The organism is Streptomyces sp. KL109B (assembly GCF_030766935.1).
In the GTDB taxonomy this organism is placed as follows: Bacteria; Actinomycetota; Actinomycetes; order Streptomycetales; family Streptomycetaceae; genus Streptomyces.
This window is the reverse complement of sequence record NZ_JASERL010000003.1, coordinates 134,322-157,091: the sequence shown is the minus strand read 5'-3', so window position 1 is coordinate 157,091 and position 22,770 is coordinate 134,322. Positions and strand designations below refer to the sequence as shown.

Annotated in this window: 19 protein-coding genes; 9 read left to right on the top strand and 10 right to left on the bottom strand. The window is 71.6% G+C overall.

Features of this window, described 5'->3' with window-relative positions; translation table 11 throughout:
* Window positions 1–4: 4 nt before the first annotated feature.
* A complete protein-coding gene (locus tag RBJ65_RS12005) occupies window positions 5–919 on the bottom strand; it encodes a sigma-70 family RNA polymerase sigma factor (RefSeq protein WP_306318513.1) in 915 nt (304 codons plus the stop codon).
* Window positions 920–1,023: 104 nt separating this feature from the next.
* Window positions 1,024–1,698, bottom strand: a complete 675-nt coding sequence (locus RBJ65_RS12000; protein WP_306318514.1) for a Crp/Fnr family transcriptional regulator — start codon at window positions 1,696–1,698, stop codon at window positions 1,024–1,026.
* Window positions 1,699–2,078: 380 nt separating this feature from the next.
* Between RBJ65_RS12000 and nth the strand changes: the two genes are divergently transcribed.
* The 3 genes from nth (at window position 2,079) to RBJ65_RS11985 (ending at window position 5,145) form a co-directional block, all read left to right on the top strand.
* Window positions 2,079–2,957: an endonuclease III gene (gene nth, locus RBJ65_RS11995; RefSeq protein WP_306318515.1), complete on the top strand. Its 879-nt coding sequence runs from the start codon at window positions 2,079–2,081 to the stop codon at window positions 2,955–2,957.
* A 56-nt stretch (window positions 2,958–3,013) separates the two neighbouring features.
* Window positions 3,014–3,790, top strand: coding sequence for a CoA pyrophosphatase (locus RBJ65_RS11990; protein ID WP_306318516.1), 777 nt, complete (start codon window positions 3,014–3,016; stop codon window positions 3,788–3,790).
* Between the two features lie 155 nt (window positions 3,791–3,945).
* A complete protein-coding gene (locus tag RBJ65_RS11985) occupies window positions 3,946–5,145 on the top strand; it encodes a MarP family serine protease (RefSeq protein ID WP_306318517.1) in 1,200 nt (399 codons plus the stop codon).
* Window positions 5,146–5,172: 27 nt separating this feature from the next.
* On the opposite strand, the gene RBJ65_RS11980 is transcribed toward RBJ65_RS11985, so the two are convergent.
* The 6 genes from RBJ65_RS11980 to RBJ65_RS11955 form a co-directional block, all read right to left on the bottom strand.
* Window positions 5,173–5,358: a hypothetical protein gene (locus tag RBJ65_RS11980; protein WP_306318518.1), complete on the bottom strand. Its 186-nt coding sequence runs from the start codon at window positions 5,356–5,358 to the stop codon at window positions 5,173–5,175.
* A gap of 129 nt (window positions 5,359–5,487) precedes the next feature.
* Entirely contained in the window at window positions 5,488–6,441 is a 954-nt protein-coding gene (locus RBJ65_RS11975) for an alpha/beta fold hydrolase (protein WP_306318519.1), read from the bottom strand.
* Window positions 6,438–6,947, bottom strand: coding sequence for a phage holin family protein (locus RBJ65_RS11970; RefSeq protein WP_306318520.1), 510 nt, complete (start codon window positions 6,945–6,947; stop codon window positions 6,438–6,440). Before RBJ65_RS11970 ends, RBJ65_RS11975 begins: the two co-directional genes overlap by 4 nt.
* Before the next feature lie 64 nt (window positions 6,948–7,011).
* Window positions 7,012–8,424 (bottom strand): Na+/H+ antiporter NhaA, encoded by a 1,413-nt coding sequence (gene nhaA, locus RBJ65_RS11965; protein ID WP_306318522.1) that lies wholly within the window; start codon window positions 8,422–8,424, stop codon window positions 7,012–7,014.
* Window positions 8,425–8,620: 196 nt separating this feature from the next.
* Entirely contained in the window at window positions 8,621–10,588 is a 1,968-nt protein-coding gene (acs, locus tag RBJ65_RS11960) for an acetate--CoA ligase (RefSeq protein WP_306318523.1), read from the bottom strand.
* Window positions 10,589–10,761: 173 nt separating this feature from the next.
* Window positions 10,762–13,092, bottom strand: coding sequence for a bifunctional SulP family inorganic anion transporter/carbonic anhydrase (locus RBJ65_RS11955; RefSeq protein WP_306318524.1), 2,331 nt, complete (start codon window positions 13,090–13,092; stop codon window positions 10,762–10,764).
* 345 nt (window positions 13,093–13,437) lie between these two features.
* On the opposite strand from RBJ65_RS11955, the gene RBJ65_RS11950 reads away from it, so the two are divergent.
* A complete protein-coding gene (locus RBJ65_RS11950) occupies window positions 13,438–14,742 on the top strand; it encodes a hypothetical protein (protein WP_306318525.1) in 1,305 nt (434 codons plus the stop codon).
* 51 nt (window positions 14,743–14,793) lie between these two features.
* Here the strand turns inward: RBJ65_RS11950 and RBJ65_RS11945 are convergent, their stop codons facing one another.
* On the bottom strand, window positions 14,794–15,774 hold the full coding sequence (locus tag RBJ65_RS11945) for an ATP-binding protein (protein WP_306318526.1): 981 nt from the start codon (window positions 15,772–15,774) through the stop codon (window positions 14,794–14,796).
* Window positions 15,775–15,875: 101 nt separating this feature from the next.
* Between RBJ65_RS11945 and RBJ65_RS11940 the strand changes: the two genes are divergently transcribed.
* Entirely contained in the window at window positions 15,876–16,700 is an 825-nt protein-coding gene (locus RBJ65_RS11940) for an oxidoreductase (RefSeq protein ID WP_306318527.1), read from the top strand.
* Window positions 16,701–17,032: 332 nt separating this feature from the next.
* Here RBJ65_RS11940 and RBJ65_RS11935 read toward each other — a convergent pair whose 3' ends face one another.
* Window positions 17,033–17,884 carry an HAD family phosphatase gene (locus RBJ65_RS11935; protein WP_306318528.1) on the bottom strand — a complete coding sequence of 284 codons (852 nt, stop codon included), beginning with the start codon at window positions 17,882–17,884 and terminating at the stop codon, window positions 17,033–17,035.
* 580 nt (window positions 17,885–18,464) lie between these two features.
* Between RBJ65_RS11935 and ssd the strand changes: the two genes are divergently transcribed.
* The 4 genes from ssd (at window position 18,465) to RBJ65_RS11915 (ending at window position 22,707) form a co-directional block, all read left to right on the top strand.
* Window positions 18,465–19,541, top strand: coding sequence for a septum site-determining protein Ssd (gene ssd, locus RBJ65_RS11930; protein WP_306318529.1), 1,077 nt, complete (start codon window positions 18,465–18,467; stop codon window positions 19,539–19,541).
* Window positions 19,542–19,779: 238 nt separating this feature from the next.
* On the top strand, window positions 19,780–20,919 hold the full coding sequence (locus RBJ65_RS11925; protein ID WP_306318646.1) for a TadA family conjugal transfer-associated ATPase: 1,140 nt from the start codon (window positions 19,780–19,782) through the stop codon (window positions 20,917–20,919).
* Between the two features lie 123 nt (window positions 20,920–21,042).
* Window positions 21,043–21,918 (top strand): type II secretion system F family protein, encoded by an 876-nt coding sequence (locus RBJ65_RS11920; RefSeq protein ID WP_372341244.1) that lies wholly within the window; start codon window positions 21,043–21,045, stop codon window positions 21,916–21,918.
* A 6-nt stretch (window positions 21,919–21,924) separates the two neighbouring features.
* Window positions 21,925–22,707: a type II secretion system F family protein gene (locus RBJ65_RS11915; protein ID WP_306318531.1), complete on the top strand. Its 783-nt coding sequence runs from the start codon at window positions 21,925–21,927 to the stop codon at window positions 22,705–22,707.
* Window positions 22,708–22,770 lie beyond the last annotated feature (63 nt).

Here is a 22,770-nt window from a genome sequence, read left to right as displayed (position 1 = left end):
ATCCTTAAGAAGACGCCCACTTGATGCCCAGGGCGGCGAGCCGCGGCGGGTCGGCGATGATGTCGACCCCGACCACCTTGCCGCCCCGGAACGTGAAGGCGAGCACCCCGACGACCTGGCCGCGGGGCGCCTGCACGATGCCGAGCGTGTCGCCGACGACCGCCGGGTACGCGGCCTGCGCCAACTTCCCGTAGAACGCGGCCTGCTTGGCGACGGCCAGGCTCCCGCGCAGCAGCCCGGACGCGGTGCCGCCGCCCGCGTCGACCCGCAGCAGGACGTCCGGGTCGAGGAGTTCCAGCAGCGCTTCGAAGTCCCCCACGCGCGTGGCGGCCAGCCAGGCGTCGACGACCTCGCGCTGCCGGGCCAGCGAGGTGTCGGGCGGCACCGTCGCGCCCTGTACGCGGCGCCGCGCGCGGCTCGCCAGCTGCCTGGTCGCCGCGGGCGTGCGCTCCACGACGGGCGCCAGCTCCTCGAAGGGCACCGCGAACATGTCGTGCAGCACGAAGGCGAGGCGCTCGGCGGGCGCGAGCGTGTCGAGCACGACGAGCAGCGCGAGCCCTACGGAGTCCGCGAGTTCGGCCTCCTGGACGGGGTCGGCGGGGCGCACCACCGGGTCCGGGACGCGGACCTCGACCAGGCCGTCCGAGCCGTCCGAGCCGTCCTCCAGGGGCTCCTCGCGGCGCGACGAGCGGGCCCGCAGCATGTCGAGGCAGATCCGCCCGACGACGGTCGTCAGCCAGCCGCTCAGATTCCGTACGTCGTCGCTGCCGTCGGATGAGACCCGCTGCAGCCGCAGCCAGCCCTCCTGCACGGCGTCCTCGGCCTCGCTCAGCGAACCGAGCATCCGGTACGCCACGGAGCGCAGCCGCCCGCGCTCGGCCTCGAAACGGGTGACGAGATCATCGGGCGGCTGGGTCATGAGCGGCTCCCCTTGTGTGGTTGTTCGTGGCTCTACGTAGAAGGGTCCCGCCACGGTTCGTGTGGCGGGACCCTTCTACGTAGAGGCGTGTGAGGCGCGTCGTGTCAGCGCGAGCGCTTCGCGAGGCGCTCCACGTCCAGGAGGATCACGGCGCGGGCCTCCAGGCGGAGCCAGCCGCGGCCCGCGAAGTCCGCGAGCGCCTTGTTGACCGTCTCGCGGGAGGCGCCGACCAGCTGGGCCAGCTCTTCCTGCGTCAGGTCGTGCACGACGTGGATGCCTTCCTCGGACTGCACGCCGAAGCGGCGCGACAGGTCGAGCAGGGCGCGGGCCACCCGGCCCGGCACGTCGGAGAAGACCAGGTCGGACATCTGGTCGTTGGTCTTGCGCAGGCGCCGTGCGACGGCGCGCAGCAGCGCGGTGGCCACCTCGGGCCGGGCGCTCAGCCAGGGCGTCAGGTCGCCGTGGCCGAGGCCGAGCAGCTTGACCTCGGTGAGGGCGCTGGCGGTGGCGGTGCGCGGTCCCGGGTCGAACAGCGACAGCTCGCCGATCAGCTCGCCGGGGCCGAGGACGGCGAGCATGTTCTCGCGCCCGTCGGGGGAAGTGCGGTGGAGCTTCACCTTGCCCTCGGTGACCACGTACAGGCGGTCTCCGGGGTCGCCCTCGTGGAACAGGGCGTCGCCGCGTGCGAGGGTCACCTCACTCATGGAGGCGCGGAGCTCCGCGGCCTGCTCGTCATCGAGCGCCGCGAAGAGCGGGGCGCGCCGCAGAACGTCGTCCACGAGTTTCTCTCCTATGTCGCCTGCATCGGGACTGGACCCGATCGAATCGACCGGATCGCCCCGGTTGTCGATCATTTCCACTGCCCATTTTGCCGGACGGTCCAAACAGTGTGATCAGTCACTCGTACACAAGTCTGCCGCACCCGCGCCACAACCCGAGGGGGAGGGGGCCAATCGTGGAGCGATCCGGCGGCTTCGGGGCGGATGTCAGTGCCGGGCTTTAGGCTGGCCGAGTGTTCAAAATGCCGGTGAGAGCGCAGGCGGAGGGGGTCGTGACGGTAATGGGAGACCGTGATTCCGCTGTGGGCGAACAGCCTTCGGAGGCTGCCTCCGCGCCCGTACTCAGGTCCGTGTTCGTACAGGGGAAGGCCGCCTAGCCGATGACTGCGCCCGCGAAGAAGACGAAGCCGGCCGCGGCGAAGACGACGGCCGCCGCGAAGAAGACGACGGCCCCGAAGAAGACGACGGCCGCGAAGAAGCCCGAGTCGCACACCGCGCTCGTCCGCCGCGCCCGGAAGATCAACCGGGAGCTCGCGGAGGTGTACCCGTACGCGCACCCGGAGCTGGACTTCGAGAACCCCTTCCAGCTCCTGGTGGCCACGGTCATGTCGGCCCAGACGACGGACCTGCGGGTCAACCAGACGACGCCCGCCCTGTTCGCGGCGTATCCGACCCCCGAGGACCTGGCCGCGGCCAATCCGGAGGAGGTCGAGGAGCTGATCCGGCCGACCGGCTTCTTCCGCGCCAAGACGCGCTCGATCATGGGCCTGGCCAAGGCGCTGAGCGAGGACTTCGGCGGCGAGGTGCCAGGCCGCCTCGAAGACCTGGTCAAGCTGCCCGGCGTGGGCCGCAAGACCGCCTTCGTCGTCCTCGGCAACGCCTTCGGCAGGCCCGGCATCACCGTCGACACGCACTTCGGCCGCCTGGTGCGCCGCTGGAAGTGGACCGAGGAGACGGACCCGGACAAGGTCGAGCAGGCGGTCGGCGCGCTCTTCCCGAAGAGCGAGTGGACCCAGCTGAGTCACAACGTGATCTTCCACGGCCGCCGCATCTGCCACTCCCGCAAACCGGCCTGCGGCGCCTGCCCGATCGCCCCGCTCTGCCCGGCGTACGGAGAGGGCGAGACGGACCCGGAGAAGGCCAAGAAGCTGCTCAAGTACGAGAAGGGCGGCTTCCCCGGCCAGCGCCTGAAGCCGCCGAAGTCGTATCTGGACGCGGGTGGGCTCCCGGCCCCGCCCCTGCCCGGCCGGGAGGCGTGACGGACCGTATCGGAGGGCAGTCGGGGGTTGGCCCAGCACACCGCGAGGGGGCGGCGATGAAGCACGTGAGCGAGATCGGCGAGTTGAGCGGCGAGGCGGAGGGGGCGGCGGGCCGGACCGGGTCGCACGGCCCGGGGCACGGCGGCCCCGGCACCCCGCCACCCTCCGACGTCACCCTCCGCACCGACGGCCTCCCCGACTGGCTTGACCCCGTCGCGCACGCCGCCGCCACCGTCCGCGGCGAGCAGCTCAGCCGCTTCCTGCCGCCCGAGAGCGGGGCCGGCCGGCAGTCCGCCGTGCTGATCCTGTTCGGCGAGGGCGAGCGCGGCCCCGAGCTGCTGCTCATGGAGCGCTCCGGCTCGCTCAGATCCCACGCGGGCCAGCCCTCGTTCCCCGGCGGCGCCCTCGACCCGGAGGACGGCGACCCGCTCGCCGAAGGACCGCTGCGGGCCGCGCTGCGGGAGGCGTGGGAGGAGACCGGGCTCGACCCGGGCGGCGTCCAGCTCTTCGGCGTGCTGCCGAAGCTGTACATCCCGGTGAGCGGTTTCGTCGTCACGCCCGTACTGGGGTGGTGGCGGGTGCCCTCACCCGTCGCCGCGGTCGACCCGGCGGAGACGGCGCGCGTCTTCACGGTCCCCGTGGCGGATCTCACCGACCCGGCGAACCGGGCGACGACGGTCCACCCGAGCGGCCACCAGGGCCCCGCCTTCCTGGTGGAATCGGCCCTCGTCTGGGGCTTCACCGCGGGCGTGATCGACCGGCTGCTGCACTACGCCGGGTGGGAGCGCCCCTGGGACCGATCAAAGACGGTCCCACTCGATTGGCGGTCGTGACAGGGTGGTCGCCGTGAACGAGGCGCAGGGGCCGGAAGACCAGGGGCCGGAAGGTATCGAGGAGCACGGCCGACAGTGCACGGGCCGACAGTGCACGGGCCGACAGTGCACGGGCCGACAGGGGCGGGGCGACATGCGAGGCGGGGCGTGAATCGGTGAACGTGCTGGATTTCCTGCTGCTCGCCGCCGCCGTGTGGTTCGCGATCGTCGGCTACCGCCAGGGCTTCGTCGTCGGCATCCTGTCGGTGATCGGCTTCCTCGGCGGCGGCCTCGTCGCGGTCTACGCGCTGCCCGTCCTGTGGGACGCGATCACCAGCGACGCGGAGGTCACCACGACCGCCGCGGTCGTCGCCGTGGTCGTCGTGATCGTCTGCGCCTCCGTGGGCCAGGCCTTCACCACGCACTTGGGCAACAAGCTGCGCCGGTACATCACGTGGTCCCCGGCCCGCGCGCTCGACGCGACGGGCGGCGCGGTGGTCAACGTGGCGGCGATGCTCCTGGTGGCATGGCTGATAGGTTCCGCGCTCGCCGGCACCACGCTGCCCACGCTCGGCAAGGAAGTACGCAATTCGAAGGTGCTGCTCGGCGTCGCGCAGGCGCTGCCCACGCAGGCCAACAGCTGGTTCGCCAACTTCTCCTCCACGCTCGCGCAGAACGGGTTCCCGCAGGTCTTCAGCCCGTTCGCGAACGAGCCGATCGCCGAGGTGAAGCCGCCGGACCCGGCCCTTGCGAACAGCAGGACGGCGCTCACCGCGAAGCGTTCCATCGTCAAGGTCGTGGGCCAGGCGCCCAGTTGCGGCAAGGTCCTCGAAGGCACCGGCTTCGTCTTCTCGGACCGCCGCGTGATGACGAACGCGCACGTGGTCGGCGGCGTCGACGAACCCACCGTCCAGATAGGCGGCGAGGGCGTGCGCTACGACGCGAAGGTCGTGCTCTACGACTGGAAGCGCGACATCGCGGTCCTGGACGTGCCGGCCCTGAAGGCGCCCCCGCTCCAGTTCACCGACGCCGACGCGCAGCGCGGCGGCGGCGCGATCGTCGCGGGCTTCCCGGAGAACGGCGCGTACGACGTCCGTCCCGCGCGCGTACGCGGCCGCATCACGGCGGACGGCCCGGACATCTACCACCGGGGCACCGTGCGGCGCGATGTGTACTCGCTGTTCGCGACGGTCCGCCAGGGCAACTCCGGCGGCCCGCTGCTCACTCCGGACGGCAAGGTGTACGGCGTGGTGTTCGCGAAGTCCCTCGACGACTCGCAGACCGGCTACGCGCTCTCCGGCGACGAGATCAGCGGAGACGTCGCGCTCGGCCGCCGGGCGAGCCAGCAGGTCGACACGGACGCCTGCGCGCTGTAGCCGGGGAACCCGCCGCGGAAGGGGAGTTCAGCCCCGCCCGCCGTGCCGGATCCGCGCGGAGACCCACCGGGCCCGGCGCCGCAGAATACGAGGAATGCCCAGCCGGGGATCGTGCGCCGACCAGCTGTCCGGCGCTCCCCTCTGGAGAGAGCCCAGCGTCATCGCTGGGCGGCGATTGCGTGCTGCGTCACCGTAGTCGTGCGTCCAGCCCATACCCCGACGTGTGCCCCTGCCCCATGGTCGGTAACCGCCCTCACGCTCCCCAAATTGGGTTATGCGCCGGGCAATTGGCCGTTCGAAGCACAGGCGTTCCCGCGCCGGTCCGAGCCGGGAGATCCGGGCTCACCGATCCGGTTCGGGATCCTTCAGCCAGTTGACGAGCTCCTTCGAGAATGCCACGGGATCCTCCTCGTGCGGGAAGTGCCCGAGCCCGTCGAACAGCCGCCAGCGGTACGGCGCTTCGACGTATTCGCCGGAGCCCGCCGCGCTGCGCGTGCGCATCACCGGGTCGAGGGAGCCGTGCAGGTGCAGCGTCGGCACGCGCACGGGGCGCTTCATCCGCCGGTTGAACTGGATCCCGTCGGGGCGCGCGAGGGAGCGCACCATCCACCGGTACGGCTCGATCGAGCAGTGCGCGGTCGACGGGATGCACATGGCCTGCCGGTACGTCCGCACGGTGTCGTCGTCGGGCTGGTGCGGCCCCGACCAGTCGCGTACCAGCTTGCCCACCAACTCGCCGTCGTTCGCGAGGAGTTGACGCTCGGGAAGCCACGGCCGCTGGAAGCCCCACACGTACGAACCCGAGCGCGACTGCCGGTAGTCCGCGATCATCGCCGAGCGCCAGCGGCGCGGATGCGGCATCGAGGAGACCGCGAGCCGGCGCACCAGCTTGGGCCGCATCACGGCCGCGGTCCAGGCGAGATATCCGCCGAGGTCATGGCCGACGAGCGCGGCGTCGGGCTCGCCCAGGGACCGGATCACGCCGGTGACGTCGAGCGCGAGGTTCGCCGGGTCGTAACCCCGCGGCGTACGGTCGCTGCCGCCCACCCCTCGCAGGTCCATCGCCACGGCCCGGAAGCCCGCGTCGGCGAGCGCGACGAGTTGGTGCCGCCACGTCCACCAGAACTGCGGGAAGCCGTGCAGCAGCAGCACCAGCGGCCCGTCGCCCAGCTCGGCGATGTGGAAGCGCGCGCCGTTCGCCGCGACGTCCCGGTGGGTCACCCGGTGACCGCCGGGGACGTCGAGGAGTACGAAGGATGGGGGCGGCTGGGCCGAAGGAGTGGCAGGGTCCGTCATGAAGACGAGCGTGCCACAGCCTCGATGGCCTTCGTGTCATGGCCGTCCGCGGTCACCTCACGGGGGTGCGGCTTGGCGTTCTGCAGTACGCCCGCCGTCTCCTTGAACGAGGCGGCGGTCTTCTGCGGGCCCTTGCCCTTCGCGGCCTTCTTGGCGAAGACGACGCCGATGAGCGCGAGCAGCAGCGCGATGACCACGCTCGCCGCGAACGACAGCAGGAAGCACCAGGCCATGTTCCAGCCGCCGTCGCCGTTGGACCCGCCGGTCCAGGCGTTGATCCCGTACGCGAGCGCGAAGCTGAGCATGGGCAGCGAGAAGGTGAGGACCACCCCCGCCGCCGCGAGCGCGCCGCCGCTGACGGCGCCCCGCTTCACGTCCCGCTTCAGCTGCGCCTTGGCCAGGGCGATCTCGTCGTGCACCAGCGCGGACATCTCGGCCGTCGCGGATGCGAACAGCTGGCCGATGCTGCGTTCGGCGCCGACCGGGCTGTCGTCGGGTGCGCTCATCGCGTACTCCCCTGTTCTTCTGTGGCTGCTTCGTATGCGCGTACTGCGCAAAGTCTCCGTCAGATCATGCCGGACGCTCGTCCTCGCCGCCTGCCCCGGCCGCCACTTGCGCAAGCCTGCGGTGTTCCGCGGCCTTGCGCTCGTGCATCTCGGCCATCCGGAGGTGGTACGCCGGGTCGCCCACCTCGTAGATGTCCGGCACCCCGGAGAGGTCCTCGTCGAGGTTCTCGGCCTCGTACAAGGTGCGGTACTTGGCGTTCCGTATCTTCAGCAGCACGCTGGACAGGACCGCCGCGATCAGCGAGCCCATCAGCACGGACGCCTTGATCTCGTCCGTCAGCAAGGGGTCGCCGGTGAAGGCGAGTTCGCCGATGAGCAGCGAGACCGTGAAGCCGATGCCGGCGAGCGAGGCCACCGCGAACACGTCCGGCCAGGCCAGCTCGTCGGAGAGCGAGGCCTTGGTGAACCGGGCGGTCAGCCACGTACCGCCGAAGATGCCGACCGCCTTGCCGACGACGAGTCCGAGCACCACGCCGAGCGTCTCCGGCTTGGTGAATACGTCGCCCAGGGCCCCGCCCGACACCGCGACACCGGCGCTGAACAGCGCGAACAGCGGCACCGCCAGCCCGGCGGAGAGCGGCCGCACCAGGTGTTCGATGTGCTCGCCGGGGGAGTGCTCCTCGCCCTCCTCGCGGTGGCAGCGCAGCATCAGGCCCATCGCGACACCGGCGATGGTGGCGTGGACGCCGCTGTTGTACATCAGCCCCCAGATGACCACGGCCAGCGGTACGTAGATGTACCAGCCGCGCACCCGCTTCTTCAGTAGCAGCCAGAAGACGGCGAGGCCGACGAAGGCGCCGCCGAGCGCCGCGAAGTTCAGGTCGTCGGTGAAGAAGATCGCGATGATCAGGATCGCGAAGAGGTCGTCGACGACGGCGAGGGTCAGCAGGAAGGCACGCAGCGCGCTCGGCAGCGACGTACCGATGACGGCGAGCACGGCGAGCGCGAAGGCGATGTCGGTGGCGGTCGGCACGGCCCAGCCGGACATCGAGCCGCCGCCGAACGCGTTGACGACGACGTACACGAGCGCCGGAGTCGCCATGCCGCACAGGGCCGCGACGACCGGCAGCGCGGCGGCCTTCGGGTCGCGCAGGTCGCCCGCGACGAGTTCGCGCTTGAGCTCGATGCCGGCGACGAAGAAGAAGATCGCGAGGAGTCCGTCGGCGGCCCAGTGCTCGATGGAGAGGTCGAGGCCGAGGGCGCCGGGGCCTATGTGCCATTCGCTGACGGCCTCGTAGCTGTGGTGCAGGGCCGGGATGTTGGACCAGACGAGCGCGGCGACCGCGGCCACGAGGAGCAGTACACCGCCGACGGTTTCCGTGCGCAGCGCCTCGGCGACGAAGTTCCGCTCGGGCAGGGAGAGCCGGCCGAGTGCCTTGCGGTCCTTGCGGTCGGGCTTGTTCGTGGGCGCGCTCACTGGTGAGACCTCCAGTCGGGTACGGCGGACTGCGTTGCCGACCAGACTTCCCGGCGCACCCTATGGATCTCTGTCGCGTTCCTGACGCGACCTTTACCCTACAGGGCGTTCCGGCGTGCTTGTTGATCATCACCTTACGTACGAAACGGGCATCCGGCGCGCTCGCCGGATGCCCGTCTCTCGCGATCTGCGTGGATCAGTCCTCGCTGGACGCCGACGGCAGTTCCGCCTGGATCAGGTCCATCACGGAGGAGTCGGCGAGCGTCGTGACGTCGCCCACCGCCCGGTTCTCCGCGACATCGCGCAGGAGGCGGCGCATGATCTTGCCGGAGCGCGTCTTGGGCAATTCGGCGACCGGCAGGATCCGCTTCGGCTTGGCGATCGGGCCGAGGGTGGCGCCCACGTGGTTGCGGAGGTCCGCCACCAGCGACTCGTCGTCCGCGTCCGCGCTGCCGCGCAGGATCACGAAGGCGACGATCGCCTGCCCGGTCGTCTCGTCGGCGGCGCCGACCACGGCGGCCTCGGCGACGGCCTCGTGCGCGACGAGCGCCGACTCGACCTCGGTGGTCGAGATGTTGTGCCCGGAGACGAGCATGACGTCGTCGACCCGGCCGAGCAGCCAGATGTCGCCGTCCTCGTCCTTCTTGGCGCCGTCACCGGCGAAGTACGTGCCCTCGAAGCGCGACCAGTACGTGTCGATGAACCGCTGGTCGTCGCCCCAGATGGTGCGCAGCATGGACGGCCACGGCTCGGTGAGGGCGAGGTAGCCGCCCCCGCCGTTCGGCACCTCGTGGCCCTCGTCGTCGAGGACCGTCGCGGAGATGCCCGGCAGCGCGCGCTGCGCGGAGCCCGGCTTCGTCTCGGTGACGCCCGGCAGCGGCGAGATCATGATCGCGCCGGTCTCGGTCTGCCACCAGGTGTCCACGACGGGGCACTTGTCGGCGCCGAAGTTCTTCCGGTACCAGACCCAGGCCTCCGGGTTGATCGGCTCGCCCACGGACCCGAGCACCCGCAGGCTGCTCAGGTCGAACTTCGCGGGGATCTCGTCGCCCCACTTCATGAACGTACGGATCAGGGTGGGCGCCGTGTAGAGGATCGTGACGCCGTACTTCTGCACGATCTCGGAGACGCGGCCCTGGTGCGGGGTGTCCGGGGTGCCTTCGTAGATGACCTGCGTCGCGCCGTTCGAGAGCGGTCCGTACGTGATGTACGAGTGGCCCGTGACCCAGCCGATGTCGGCCGTGCACCAGTAGACGTCGGTCTCCGGCTTGAGGTCGAAGACGGCGTGGTGCGTGTAGCTGGCCTGCGTCAGGTAGCCGCCGGAGGTGTGCAGGATGCCCTTCGGCTTACCCGTCGTGCCCGACGTGTACAGGATGAAGAGCGGCTGCTCGGCCTCGAAGGCCTCCGGCGTGTGCTCGGCGGACTGCCGCCCGACGGTCTCGTGCCACCACAGGTCGCGGCCCTCGGTCCAGGCCACGTCCTGCTTGGTGCGCTGCACGACGAGGACCTTCTCGACGGATACGCGGGTCAGCGCCTCGTCGACCGCGGGCTTCAGCGCGGACGGCTTGCCGCGCCGGTAGCCGCCGTCGGAGGTGATGACGACCTTGGCGTCGGCGTCCTCGATGCGCTTGGCGATGGCGTCGGCGGAGAAGCCGCCGAAGACGACGGAGTGCGCGGCGCCGATGCGCGCGCAGGCGAGCATCGAGACGACCGCTTCCGGGATCATCGGCAGGTAGACGGCGACCCGGTCGCCCTTCTCGACACCCAGCTCGGTCAGGGCGTTCGCGGCCCTGCTGACCTCGTCCTTGAGCTCGGCGTAGGTGATCGCGCGGCTGTCGCCGGGCTCGCCCTCGAAGTGGATCGCGACGCGGTCGCCGTTCCCCGCTTCGACGTGCCGGTCGACGCAGTTGTACGCGACGTTGAGCTTGCCGTCCTTGAACCACTTGGCGAACGGCGGGTTCGACCAGTCGAGCGTCTCGGTCGGCTCGGTGTCCCAGGTGAGGCGGCGGGCCTGCTCGGCCCAGAAACCGAGCCGGTCAGCCTTGGCCTGTTCGTACGCCTCGGCCGTGACGTTGGCGTTCGCGGCCAGGTCAGCGGGCGGCGCGAAGCGTCGCTCCTCCTTAAGAAGGTTGGCCAGGCTTTCGTTGCTCACGACATCTCCCATGCATCTTTTGCGCCGGAGGCGACCGTTGTGTCCCAGGCCACAGCTCATCAGACGCCGACCCCCGGTGACAAGGGGGATCGGCGAACTGGTTTAGACCTGTGCGCACAGGGCTCCCGACCAGGTCGGGAGCCCTACGCTCTCACCTCACTGCACGGCTGTGGGGAGCGGTCGGTTCAGACCTGGGTGGCGGCCTCCACCTGCCCGAAGACCGGATCGGCCGCCCCGAGCAGATACGCCTGCGCCTCCCCGACGTGGAAGTACATGCCGTGCAGTTCGAGCGTGCCCCGCTCCAGGGCGCGCGCCACGCACTCGTGCTCCCGCAAGTGCTCCAACTGCTGTACGACATTGGTCAGGCAGAGCTGCTCGACCGCGTCGGCGGGCGAGCGCCCCGCGAGCCGCGCCCACGGCATCCCCGCGTCGGCCATCCGCTCCACGCTCGGCACCCCGTGCCGCAACCAGCGCTTGAGCGGCGTCAGCGCCCCGTGACCGCTCGGCGGACTGCTCAACAGCGCCTGCATCGCCCCGCATCCGGAGTGCCCGCACACGGTGATCGACTGCACCTTCAGCACGTCGACGGCGTACTCGATCGCGGCGGCCACCGAGTCGTCCGCGCTCTCGGCGCCGGGCAGGGGCACGAGGTTGCCCACATTCCGTACGACGAAGAGGTCACCGGGCCCGCTCGACGTGATCATCGACGTCACGAGCCGGGAGTCCGCGCAGGTCAAAAAGAGCTGCGTGGGCTTCTGCCCCTCGCGGGCGAGCCGCGCCAGCTCCTCGCGCACCAGCGGCGCCGTATTGCGCTGGAACGCGCTGATCCCGCTGGCCAGTTGGTGCGGACGGCCCTGGTCCGAAGGGGTGTGGTGCGGTCGGTCGCAGTGATGGTTGCGCCACGGCGTCCACGGCCTGCAGCACGAGTGCGCGTCGCCCGCGGGCGCCGCGATCCTGCCGCCGGAACGTCCTGTCATTTCCACGTGTCCCCCTTGGGATGTATGCGACTTCCGCCAGTCCTGCAGTGCCTCGTACGCGGCGTGGTCCATGAACGACCCGTCCAACTCCACGACGCAGCGCGCCCCTTGGGGCACCTGGTGCAGCGCGCGGCTCAGCCGGGGCACGGCCAGGAACGTCAACTGCCCTCGTACGCGCACGTGGTGGACGCCGCGCGCGTCCACCGCCTCGGTGATCCGGGTGTGCGCGACGCGGCGCAGCGCGACCCCGACGGCGACCGCGACCCCGAGCCCGACGCCTTCGAGGACGCCGAAGAGGACGACGCCGAGCGTGGTCACCACGTAGACGAGGACCTCGCGGTGGCGGGTGACCGTGCGGATGCGGTTCAGGGACACCATCTGGATGCCGACCGCCATCACCAGGGCGGCCAGCGAGGAGAGCGGGATCATCTCCAGGACGGGCACGAGCAGCAGGGAGGCCACGAGGACCCAGATGCCGTGCAGCATCGTCGAGTTGCGGCTCACCGCGCCCGCGCTCACGTTCATCGCGGAGCGCGTCGCGACGCCCGCCACGGGCAGCCCGCCGAGCGTGCCCGAGACGATGTTCGCCGCGCCCTGCCCGAGCAGTTCGCGGTCGAGGTTCGAGCGGCGCACCGTGGGCGGGATCTCCGGGTTCGCCGTGGCCAGCTTGTCCACGGCGACCGCCCCGAGCAGCGACTGCACGCTGCACACCAGGGTGGTCGTCAGCACGGCGGCGGCGATGCCGAGCACCGGCCCTTCCGGCAGCCCGGCCAGCGCGTGGCTGCTCCAGGACGGCAGGTCGACCTCGGGCAGCGTCAGGCCGAAGGTGGCGGTGGTGGCGGTCGCCAGGGTCACGGCGATCAGCGCGGCGGGCACCTTGCGCGCGGCCCGCCCGAACCGTCCGGGCAGCCTGGGCCAGCCGAACAGCACGACGAGGGTGAGCACGCTCATGGCGAGCGCGGCGGGGTGCGGGTGCGCCAACAGGGCGGGCAGCGAAGCCAGGTTGGCGACGACGGAGCTCTCCGGGTTGCCGCCCAGGACGATGTGCAGCTGGGCCACGGCGATGGTGATGCCGATCCCGGCGAGCATGCCGTGCACGACGGCGGGCGAGACGGCGAGCGCGGTGCGGGCCACGCGCAGACAGCCGAGCCCGAGCTGGGCGACGCCGGCCATCACGGTGATCGCGCAGGTGGTGCGCCACCCGTAGCGCTGGATCAGTTCGGCGGTGACCACGGTCAGGCCCGCGGCGGGCCCGCTGACCTGGAGCGGCGAGCCGCCGACGAAACCGGCGAGCAGGCCGCCGACGGCGGCGGCGACCAGGCCGGACTCCAGCGGGGCGCCGGTCGCCAGGGCGATGCCGAGGGACAGGGGGATGGCGATCAGGAAGACCGCGATGGATGCCGACACATCGACGCCGGCGAGGCGTGGACGGCGGCGGCGGGGCGGTGGACTGTGTGCCGTTCGGGCCGATCCTGCGGGGCCGTTGGGACGGCCCTCGTCGTCGGAGTCATGGGCACGTGTGGGTACGCAGGCTGACATGTTTCCCGTCTCCTCCGGGGTGCAGCGCGGTCGCGGAATGGGGGGTGACCCCGAGTGGTGGGTGGGGTCGATCGCGGCCGTGGTTCACGGCGTGCAGCGGCGGGATGAAATCAACGCTCGGTAAATGAATCGTAATGCAGGGTAAAGGTTGGGGTCGGACTTAAAGGGCAAATGGGTCTGCTGTTCACGCTCAGTAGTGAATAAGCATCCCGGTCGGCTTGTCGGACTAATTCGTTCCGGCTCTCGTGCCACGGTGGCGGCGGCGCCCGTACATATAGGTCAAGTGGGGCGTCTCTCTCTTTTCACCGCCATGCAAGCCGACTCCAGGAAGAAGGTGGGCGGAAGATGGCCGCCACCCACAGAACCGTCCCCAAACGGCTCGCCGCGGGCATCACCGCCGCCGCGGCGTGTGCCGCGGCGCTCGCGGGCTGCGCCGCCGGGGAGAGCGCGCACAGCCCCGAGAGGACCGAGCCCCGCAAGGGCGCCCCCGGCCCGAAGAAGGCCAAGGCCGCGGCCCCGGGCAGCGCGGTCCGGCTCATCGGCGACGGCTCGACCGCGTACACCGGACGGCAGCCGAACGTGCCCAGGGCCGAGCGCCTCAGACCGGGGCAGAAGCCGCCGCAGTTCGTGGTCTTCTCCTGGGACGGCGCGGGCGAGGACAGCCAGAAGCTGTTCTCGCACTTCCGCAAGGTCGCGAAGGAGAACAACGCGACCATGACGTACTTCCTCAGCGGCGTGTATCTGCTGCCGCGGGACAAGGCGGGCAAGTACCACGCGCCGCAGCACTCGGCCGGCCGCTCGGACATCGGCTTCAACGACTCCAAGGGAATCAAGGACACCGTCGAGCAACTGCGCGGCGCCTGGCTCGAGGGCAACGAGATCGGCACCCACTTCAACGGCCACTTCTGCGGCAAGAACGGCGGAGTGGGCCAGTGGTCGGTCGACGAGTGGAAGAGCGAGATCCGGCAGGCCAAGTCCTTCGTAAAGGCATGGAAGAGCAACGCGGGCCTCAACAGGTCGGCCCCGCTGCCCTTCGACTACGACAAGGAGCTCATCGGCGCCCGCACCCCCTGCCTCGAAGGCAAGGAAAACTTCCGGCGCGCCGCGAGCGACCTCGGCTTCCGCTACGACACCAGCGGCGTCAACGAACAGGTCTGGCCCAAGAAGAAGAACGGCCTGTGGGACCTGTCGATGCAGCTCGTCCCCTTCAAGGGCCACTCCTACGAGCAGCTGACCATGGACTACAACTTCATGGCCAACCAGTCCGGATCGGCCACCCAGGGCGACCCCGCCAAGCACGCCTACTGGGGCGACCAGATGCGCGACAGCCTGCTCGCGGGCTTCGACCGCGCCTACAAGGGCAACCGCGCCCCGCTCGTCATCGGCAACCACTTCGAGTCCTGGAACGGCGGCACCTACATGCGCGCCGTGGAGCAGACGGTCGAGCGGGTCTGCAAGAAGCCCGACGTCCGCTGCGTCTCCTTCAAGCAGGTCACCGACTGGCTCGACGCCCAGGACCCGAAGACCCTGAAGAAGCTCGGCCGCCTCGCGGTGAGCGAGGAGCCGAAGGAGGGCTGGGCGGCCTTCCTGGAACGCAAGGGCGTCAAGATCCCGAAGGGGGCACCGGGGGCCCCGGCCACCAAGTCGTAGCCCCCGCACATCCGTTGCTCAGGCGATTCGCCCGCTCACGCGATCTCCCGCTCAGGCGGTCGCCGCGACGCTCTCCCGTAGTACGAAGCCGGGGTCGATCTGGGACTCCAGGTCGGCCCCCGTCTTCTCGTTGCCCCAGCTCTGGGCGTTCTTCAGGTGGAAGTGCACCATCTGCCGCGTATAGCGCTCCCAGTCGCGCACCTCGTACGTGGCGTCGGCCGCGCCCTGGAGCGCCCGTAGAGCCTCCTTGTTGGGCGCCTCCAGGAGCTCGAAGCGCGGCGGGCGCCCCTTCTCCATGGCGCGCACCCAGTCCGAGTGCCCGACGGTGACGAGCAGGTCGTCGCCGACCTCGGCGCGCAGGAACTCCAGGTCGTCCGCGTCCCGCACCTTGTTGCCCACCACCTTGAGGTCGATCCCGAAGTCCCGCGCGTACTCCTTGTACTGGCGGTAGACCGAGACGCCCTTCCTGGTGGGCTCGGCCACCAGGAACGTCATGTCGAAGCGGGTGAACATGCCGGACGCGAAGGAGTCGGAGCCCGCGGTCATGTCGACCACCACGTACTCGCCGCGGCCGTCGACGAGGTGGTTCAGGCACAGCTCCACCGCTCCGGTCTTGGAGTGGTAGCAGGCGACACCGAGGTCGGCCTCGGTGAAGGGTCCGGTGACCATCAAACGCACGGCGCCGCCGTCGAGTTCCACGCCACGGGCGCACGCGTCGTACACCGGATTGTTCTCGCGCACCCGAAGGAGCCGCGAGCCCTCGCCGGGCGGCGTCGTCTTGATCATCGTGTCGGCCGAGGCGATCCGCGGGTTCGAGCCGCGCAGATAGTCCTTGATCAGGGGCAGCCGCGCCCCCAGGGCGGGCAGCTCGCCCGCCGCGCCCTCGTCGAGCCCGAGCGCGGCCCCGAGGTGCTGGTTGATGTCGGCGTCGACGGCGATGACCGGAGAGCCGGTGCCGGCGAGATGGCGGATGAACAGTGAGGACAGCGTGGTCTTGCCACTGCCGCCCTTCCCCACGAAAGCGATCTTCATGTTCACAAAGGGTATCGGTGTCATCGCTGTCCGTGTCGACGAGGCGTGAAGAAGACCACTCCTTCGTGGGGCGGCAGGCCGTGGCCCGTAGGGTCGTACTCATGAGTACGACAGCCGACCCCCTCGCCGCCCTGGCCGACCTGCCGGGCGTGGCCGATTCCGTGGACTCCGTGCGCAAGGCCGTGGACCGGGTCTACGGGCACCGGGTCATGCGGCGTCGCAGCAACGAGGTCACGTCCGAGGCCGCGCTGCGTGGCGCGCGGGGCAGTGCGGCGCTCTCCGGCGCCGACTGGCCGCTCGAAGAGGTGCGCAGGCGCACCGACTTCAGCGGGGCGGACGGCGACAAGGAGGCGCCCACGGTCGGCGCGGCCCTGCGCCTGACCGCCGAGGCGGGTCAACTCCTGTCCATCTGGCGGCAGTCACCCCTACGGGTGCTCGCGCGCCTGCACCTGGTCGCGGCGGCCGACCAGGGCGACGCGGTGGGGCGGCCGCGGCTCGCGGGCGAAGCCGTCGACGAGCCGCTCATCGAACTCCCGGTGCCGGACGCCGACGAGGTCGCGGGCCGCCTGGAGGGGCTCTCGCAGCTGGTCATCGCCGGAAGCGCGGCGCCGGCCCTGGTCAGCGCCGCCATCGTGGAGGGCGAACTGCTCGCCCTGCGCCCCTTCGCCTCGCACAACGGCCTGGTCGCCCGCGCGGCCGCGCGCATCGTCCTGGTGGGCAGCGGCCTCGACCCGAAGTCCATCTGCCCGGCCGAGCTGGGCCACGCCGAACTCGGCCGCGCCGCCTACGCGGCCGCCCTCGACGGCTACGTATCCGGTACGCCGGAGGGCATGGCTGCCTGGATCACCCACTGCGGCAAGGCGGTCGAGCTGGGCGTCAGGGAGTCGACGGCCGTCTGCGAGGCGCTGCAGCGGGGCGCCGCGTAGACCGCGTGGAACCAAAAGTGCGGCGGTACGAGAATTCGTACCGCCGCTGGCATGTCCACTGGGTTACCAAGCGTCCTCGAAGTGTTGCCCATCAGGTCGGGAACTTTGCCCGTCACCTGGTGCGGCTGGCCCGTAATCGACGGGTCGACGTCGCGTGGGTGCCCGGTGTTCATGCATCGGTCCGTGGGGCCTGATTGCGGTTAAAGGCGTTCCTCTCGGATGTCCTTGGTCTCGCGGGCCGTTGAATCCTTTGTACTCCTCCCCCGGAGCAAGCGGAAGCCCTGGCCGCACTTCTTTACTTTTAGGTTCAAACAGGACGAACCGGTGGCGCTTCAGAGCGCCCCTGACGTCGCACGACGCCGGCTCGCGTACCAGACGATGCCCGCCGTGACGGCCGCCGCGCCGACCCCGGCCGCGGCGAGCAGCGCGGGCCGTGAGGGCGCGGAGAGACGCGGCAGGCGCTGCTTGAGCCGGACCGGCTTGTGGAAATCGAGGATCGGCCACTCGCGCGCGAGCGCCTCGCGGCGCAGCGCCCGGTCCGGGTTGACGGCGTGCGGGTTCCCGACGGAGCTGAGCATCGGCAGATCCGTCGCCGAGTCGCTGTACGCGTAGCAGCGCGCGAGGTCGTATCCCTCGGTGCGGGCCAGCTCCTTGATGGCCTCCGCCTTCGTCGGCCCGTACGCGTAGTACTCCACCTCGCCCGTGAAGCAGCCGTCGTCGCCCACGACCATGCGGGTGGCGACCACCCGGTCCGCGCCGAGGAGTTCACCGATCGGCTCGACGACCTCGGCGCCGGATGTGGAGACGATCACGACGTCGCGCCCGGCGATGTGGTGCTCCTCGATGAGGGACGCCGCCTCGTCGTAGATGATCGGGTCGATCAGATCGTGCAGCGTCTCGGCGACGATCTCCTTCACCTGTCGCACGTTCCAGCCGCGGCACAGCGCCGAGAGGTACTCGCGCATCCGCTCCATCTGGTCGTGGTCGGCGCCGCCGGCGAGGAAGACGAACTGGGCGTACGCGGTGCGCAGTACGGCCCTCCGGTTGATCAGCCCGCCTTGGTAGAACGACTTGCTGAAGGTGAGTGTGCTCGACTTAGCGATGACCGTCTTGTCCAGGTCAAAGAACGCCGCTGTACGGGGCGTGGAGTGAGAGAAGGAGTGGTTTTCCACGAGGCCGAGCATAGGCGCCAACCATTCGGCGTAAGCTGGGGCGCGTGGGTTTGCTTGAGAAGGCTCTCGGGTACACCATGGAAGTCACGGATCGTTCGCGACCGTGCGTACCCGGTCTGGCTCCTCCCCCCCCGAGTCGGACCGTGGAGGACGACCCCCGCTCTCCCCCCCGGCGGGGGTCGTCGCATGTCCGGACCCGTTTTCGGGTCCTTTTTCATGTCCTTCCCAGGCCCGCCCCGCGGGATTCGCGGGCTCGTGTGCCGCAGCCGGTGCGCCGTCGATCCATCACGCTGCGTGACTGCCGGGCTGCTCTGTGGGCAGATTCATGCCGAGTTCAGGGTGTCACTGGTATGGGTGACCGGGATATTCACAAGCCTTCTCGCGTCCACAGTTATTGACCAAGATCCCCACGTTTTCCGGGATCGCTGCACGGTGATTCCGCACACGAAGTTCAGGTCCGTGTTCATGGCCGGTTTGTTATGGCCGAGCTGTGCCGGGCGGACGGTATTCGGCGCGTTCGCCACCGCCGACTTCGCGTGCGGAACGGATCGTCCGCAGGGGCGGGCGAGCGCGGCGAGAGGGGGATCGGACCATGGCGGAAGTCATCGCGTGCGACGCGCGGGACATGCGGAGCGCCCCGCTGATCGTGACGGAGGACGTGGAACTCCTCGATGACCTGCTGCGCCTGTGCGCGGCGGCGGGGGTGCGGCCCGAGGTCGGGCACGGGGCGCCGGCGTGCGCGGAGGGCTGGGGCGGCTGGGAATCGGCGCCTCTCGTCCTGGTCGGGGACGACGCGGCACGGCGCCTTTCCGGGGTGTCCCGACGCCGTGGAGTGATCTTGGTTGGTCGTGATCAAGACGATTCCGGGGTGTGGCGGCGGGCCGTGGAGATCGGCGCCGACCATGTCCTGGTCCTGCCGGACGGCGAGCAGTGGCTGATGGACCGGATCGCCGATGTCGCCGAAGGGGTGGGGCGGCCCGCCCTGACCGTCGGGGTGCTCGGTGGCCGCGGCGGGTCCGGGGCCTCCACGCTGGCCTGCGCGCTCGCGGTGGCGTCCGCGCGGGTGGGGCGGCGCACGCTTCTGGTCGACGCGGATCCGCTCGGCGGCGGCCTCGATGTGCTGCTCGGCGGCGAGGCGGCGGAAGGGCTGCGCTGGCCGGCCTTCGCGGAGTCGCGGGGCCGGCTCGGCAGCACGGCCCTGGAGGAGTCGCTGCCCCGGCTGCACGATCTGCGGGTGCTCAGCTGGGACCGCGGCGACCTCGCGGCGGTGCCGCCGGAGGCGGTGCGGGCCGTGCTCGCGGCGGGGCGGCGCAGGGGCGGGACCGTCGTGGTGGACCTGCCGCGCCGGGTGGACGCCGGATCCGTCGAGGCCCTGGCCCAGCTCGACCTCGGGCTGCTCGTGGTGCCACCGGAGCTGCGCGCCGTGGCGGCGGCGCGCCGGATGGCGGGGGCCGCCGCGATGGTGCTGCGGGACCTGCGGGTGGTGACGGCTCCCGCGCGCGGGGCGGGAGGCCTCGCGACGGAGGAGGTGGCGCGGCTGGTCGGGCTGCCGTTCGCCGGTGAACTGCCCGTGGACGCGGGGGTGTTGAACGGCGGTCCGTTGGGGCGGTTCTGCGGGGCGTTCTGGGAGCGGATGCCGGTGGCGGCGGTGGAGGGGGATGCGGCGTGAGTCGGGTGGGCGTGGCGTGAGTCGGGCGGAGGTGGTGGATGGCGTGGCGGCGGTGGACGCGATGGAGGCGGTTGACGTGATGGGGGCGGTGGACGTGATCGGGGAGATGGATGCGATGGACAGGGCGGACGGGGTGGGTGCGATGGACGGGGTGAATGGGGCGGCTGAGGTGTTCGAGGTGGCTGGGCGTGCGGGGGTGGCCGCGCGGCCTGGGCGGGGCGCGGTGGTCGGGGCGCGCATGCTGGACGGCGTACGGCAGTGGCTCGCCGAGAACGGGTCGGAGCCGACCCCCGCGCGCGTGGCCGAGGCGCTGCGGGCGCAGGGCCGGATCCTCGGCGACGCCGAAGTGCTCGGCGCGGCGGGCCGGTTGCGCTCGGAGCTGGTGGGCGCCGGGCCGCTGGAGCCGCTGCTCGCCGACCCCTCGGTGACGGATGTCCTGGTGTCGGCGCCGGACAAGGTGTGGGTCGACCGGGGCCACGGCCTGGAGCGGGCCGCCGTGTCCTTCGAAAGCGCCGCGGATGTACGGAGGTTGGCGCAGCGCCTCGCGGCCGTCGTGGGGCGGCGCCTGGACGACGCGCGGCCCTGGGTGGACGCCCGGTTGCCCGACGGGACCCGGCTGCACGCGGTGCTGCCACCGATCGCGGCGGCCTGTACGTGCCTGTCGCTGCGGGTCGTACGGCCCCGGGCTTTCACGCTGGCGGAGCTGGTGGCGGCGGGGACGGTGCCGCCGGGCGGTGACCGGGTGCTGCGGGCCCTGCTCGACGCGCGCCTGTCGTTCCTGATCAGCGGCGGTACGGGCAGCGGCAAGACGACGCTCCTGAGCGCGCTGCTCGGGCTCGTCGGGCCGCGGGAGCGGATCGTTCTGGCCGAGGACTCCGCCGAGTTGAGGCCGGACCATCCGCACGTCGTACGGCTCGAATCGCGTCCCGCCAACCAGGAGGGCGCGGGCGTCGTGGGCCTCGACGACCTGGTCAGGCAGGCGCTGCGGATGCGGCCCGACCGGCTCGTGGTGGGCGAGGTGCGCGGCGCGGAGGTCGTGTCGCTCCTCGCCGCCCTGAACACGGGGCACGAGGGCGGCTGCGGGACGGTGCACGCCAACGCGGCGAGCGATGTCCCGGTGCGGCTCGAGGCGCTGGGGACGGCGGCCGGGCTCGATCGGGCCGCGCTGCACAGCCAGTTGGCGGCGGCGGTTTCCGTGGTGCTGCATCTCGTACGGGGCCGGGGCGGGCGGCGGCGGATCGCGCAGGTCCAGGTGCTGGAGCGGGACCCGGAGGGCTGGGTGCGGGCGGTGCCGGCGCTGGAGTGGGGCGAGCGGGGATTTGTGGAGGGGGTGGGGTGGGCGCGGCTCGGGGGGTTTTTGGGAGTGCGCATGGGGTGAGGAGCGGTGGCTTTTCCCGTGCGCGAGGGCGGGGTTGCGGTTGCGGGGCGCTGCCCCGGGCCCCGCTGCTCAATCGCCGCAGGGGCTCGATCGGGAATCGGTGGAATCGGTGGAGAGGGGTGCGTGGGCGTGGATGGGGTTCTGGGCGGTGGCGGGTCCGGTGTGCTGGCTGCCTTTGGTGGTGTGGCGGCCATGTGGGCGGTGTGGGAGCGGGAGTTGGAGGTGCGGCGGGTTCGGAGGGTGCTCGGTGTCGGGCCGCGTGGCGGGGTGGTGTCGGGGTGTCTTGGTGTGGGCGAGCGGTGGTGGGGGCGGGTGCGGGCGCGGCCCGAATGGTGGTGTGCGGTCGTCGGGTTGGTGGTCGGGATCGCCGGCGCCTCGGTGCTGCCGGTCGTGCTCGGGGTGTGCGCCGTGCCCGGAGCGGGGCGGCTGCGCGGGGCCAGGGCGGCGCGGCGCGGAAAGGAGCGGCGCGAGGAGGCGGTGATCCGGCTGTGCGGGCTGGTGGCCGGTGAGGTGCGGGCCGGGCGCCAGCCGGGGGAGGCGCTGGTTGTCGCGGTGCGCGGGGCGGGGGCGTTGACCGGTGCGGGGAGCGCGGCGGTGGTGGCGGCCGCCCGGTTCGGCGGGGATGTGCCCGGGGCCCTGGGCGCGGCGGCGCGGGAGCCGGGCGCCGCGGGGCTGAACGGGCTCGCGGCGTGCTGGCGAGTGGCGGTGGACCGGGGCGCCGGACTCGCGGCGGGCCTCGAACGGCTGGGGGACGCCCTGCGGGCGGAGCGGGATCAACGGTCGGACTTCAGGGCCCAGTTGGCGGGCCCGTGGTCGACCACGGTGATGCTCGCGGGGCTGCCGGTGTTCGCGCTGCTGCTCGGGGCGGCGATGGGCGCACGGCCGCTGCGGGTGCTGCTGCACACCTGGCCGGGGGTCGGGTGCCTGGTCGTGGGCGGGGTGCTGGAGGCCGCCGGGATGTGGTGGGCGGCGCGGATCGTACGAAGGGCGGAGGGGTGAGAGGCGATGAACGTTGTCCACAGGCTGGGGGTAGTGCTGTGCGTCGCGGCGACGGTGGCGTGGCTGGTGCGGGAGATCGCGGCGCGGCGCGCCGAGCGGGTGGCGCGGCGGCGGGTGCGGCTTGTGCTGGGTGTGCCGGGAATCGCCGGTGAAGGGGCGGCGCGGCGGGCCGTGGGGCTGCCGGTCGTGGTGCGGCGGTGGGGGCCGGTCGCGGGGGCGGTAGGGGCCGGGTTCGTGTTGGTCGGTGGGGTGGGCGGGCTCGTGGTCGGGGCGGTGTGCGGGGCCGGGGTGTGGCACTGGTGGCGGCATCGGGAACCGGGAGCGGCGAGTGCGGGCGGAAGAGCGGACGCGGTCCGTCAACTCCCGTTGGCGTCGGATTTGTTGGCGTCGTGTCTCGCGGCGGGGGCCGGTCCTGTGGAGGCGGCGCGGGCCGTCGGCGAGGCGCTGGGCGGACCCGCCGGGCGGGGGCTCGAGCGAGGCGCCGCCCAGGTGCGGCTCGGGGGCGAACTGGGTGTGGCGTGGCGGGAGCTGGCGGCCGTACCCGGGGCCGGCGGGTTGGTGCGGCTGTTGGAGCGGGCGGGCGAGTCCGGGGCTCCGGCGGCGACACCCGTGGCGCGGTTCGCCGCGGAGTGCCGGGCCGAGCGCGGGCGGCAGGCGACGGCGGCGGCGCGCAGGGCGGCGGTGACGATCACGGCGCCGGTGGGGCTGTGCTTCCTGCCCGCGTTCCTGGTGGTCGGAGTGGTGCCGGTGGTGATCGGGCTCGGGAGTGGAGTGCTGGGAGGGAGGTGACCGGCACCCGTGCCGGTGGTGCGGTTGGCAAGCGAACAAGGGCTGTTCTCAAGGGAGTCGAAG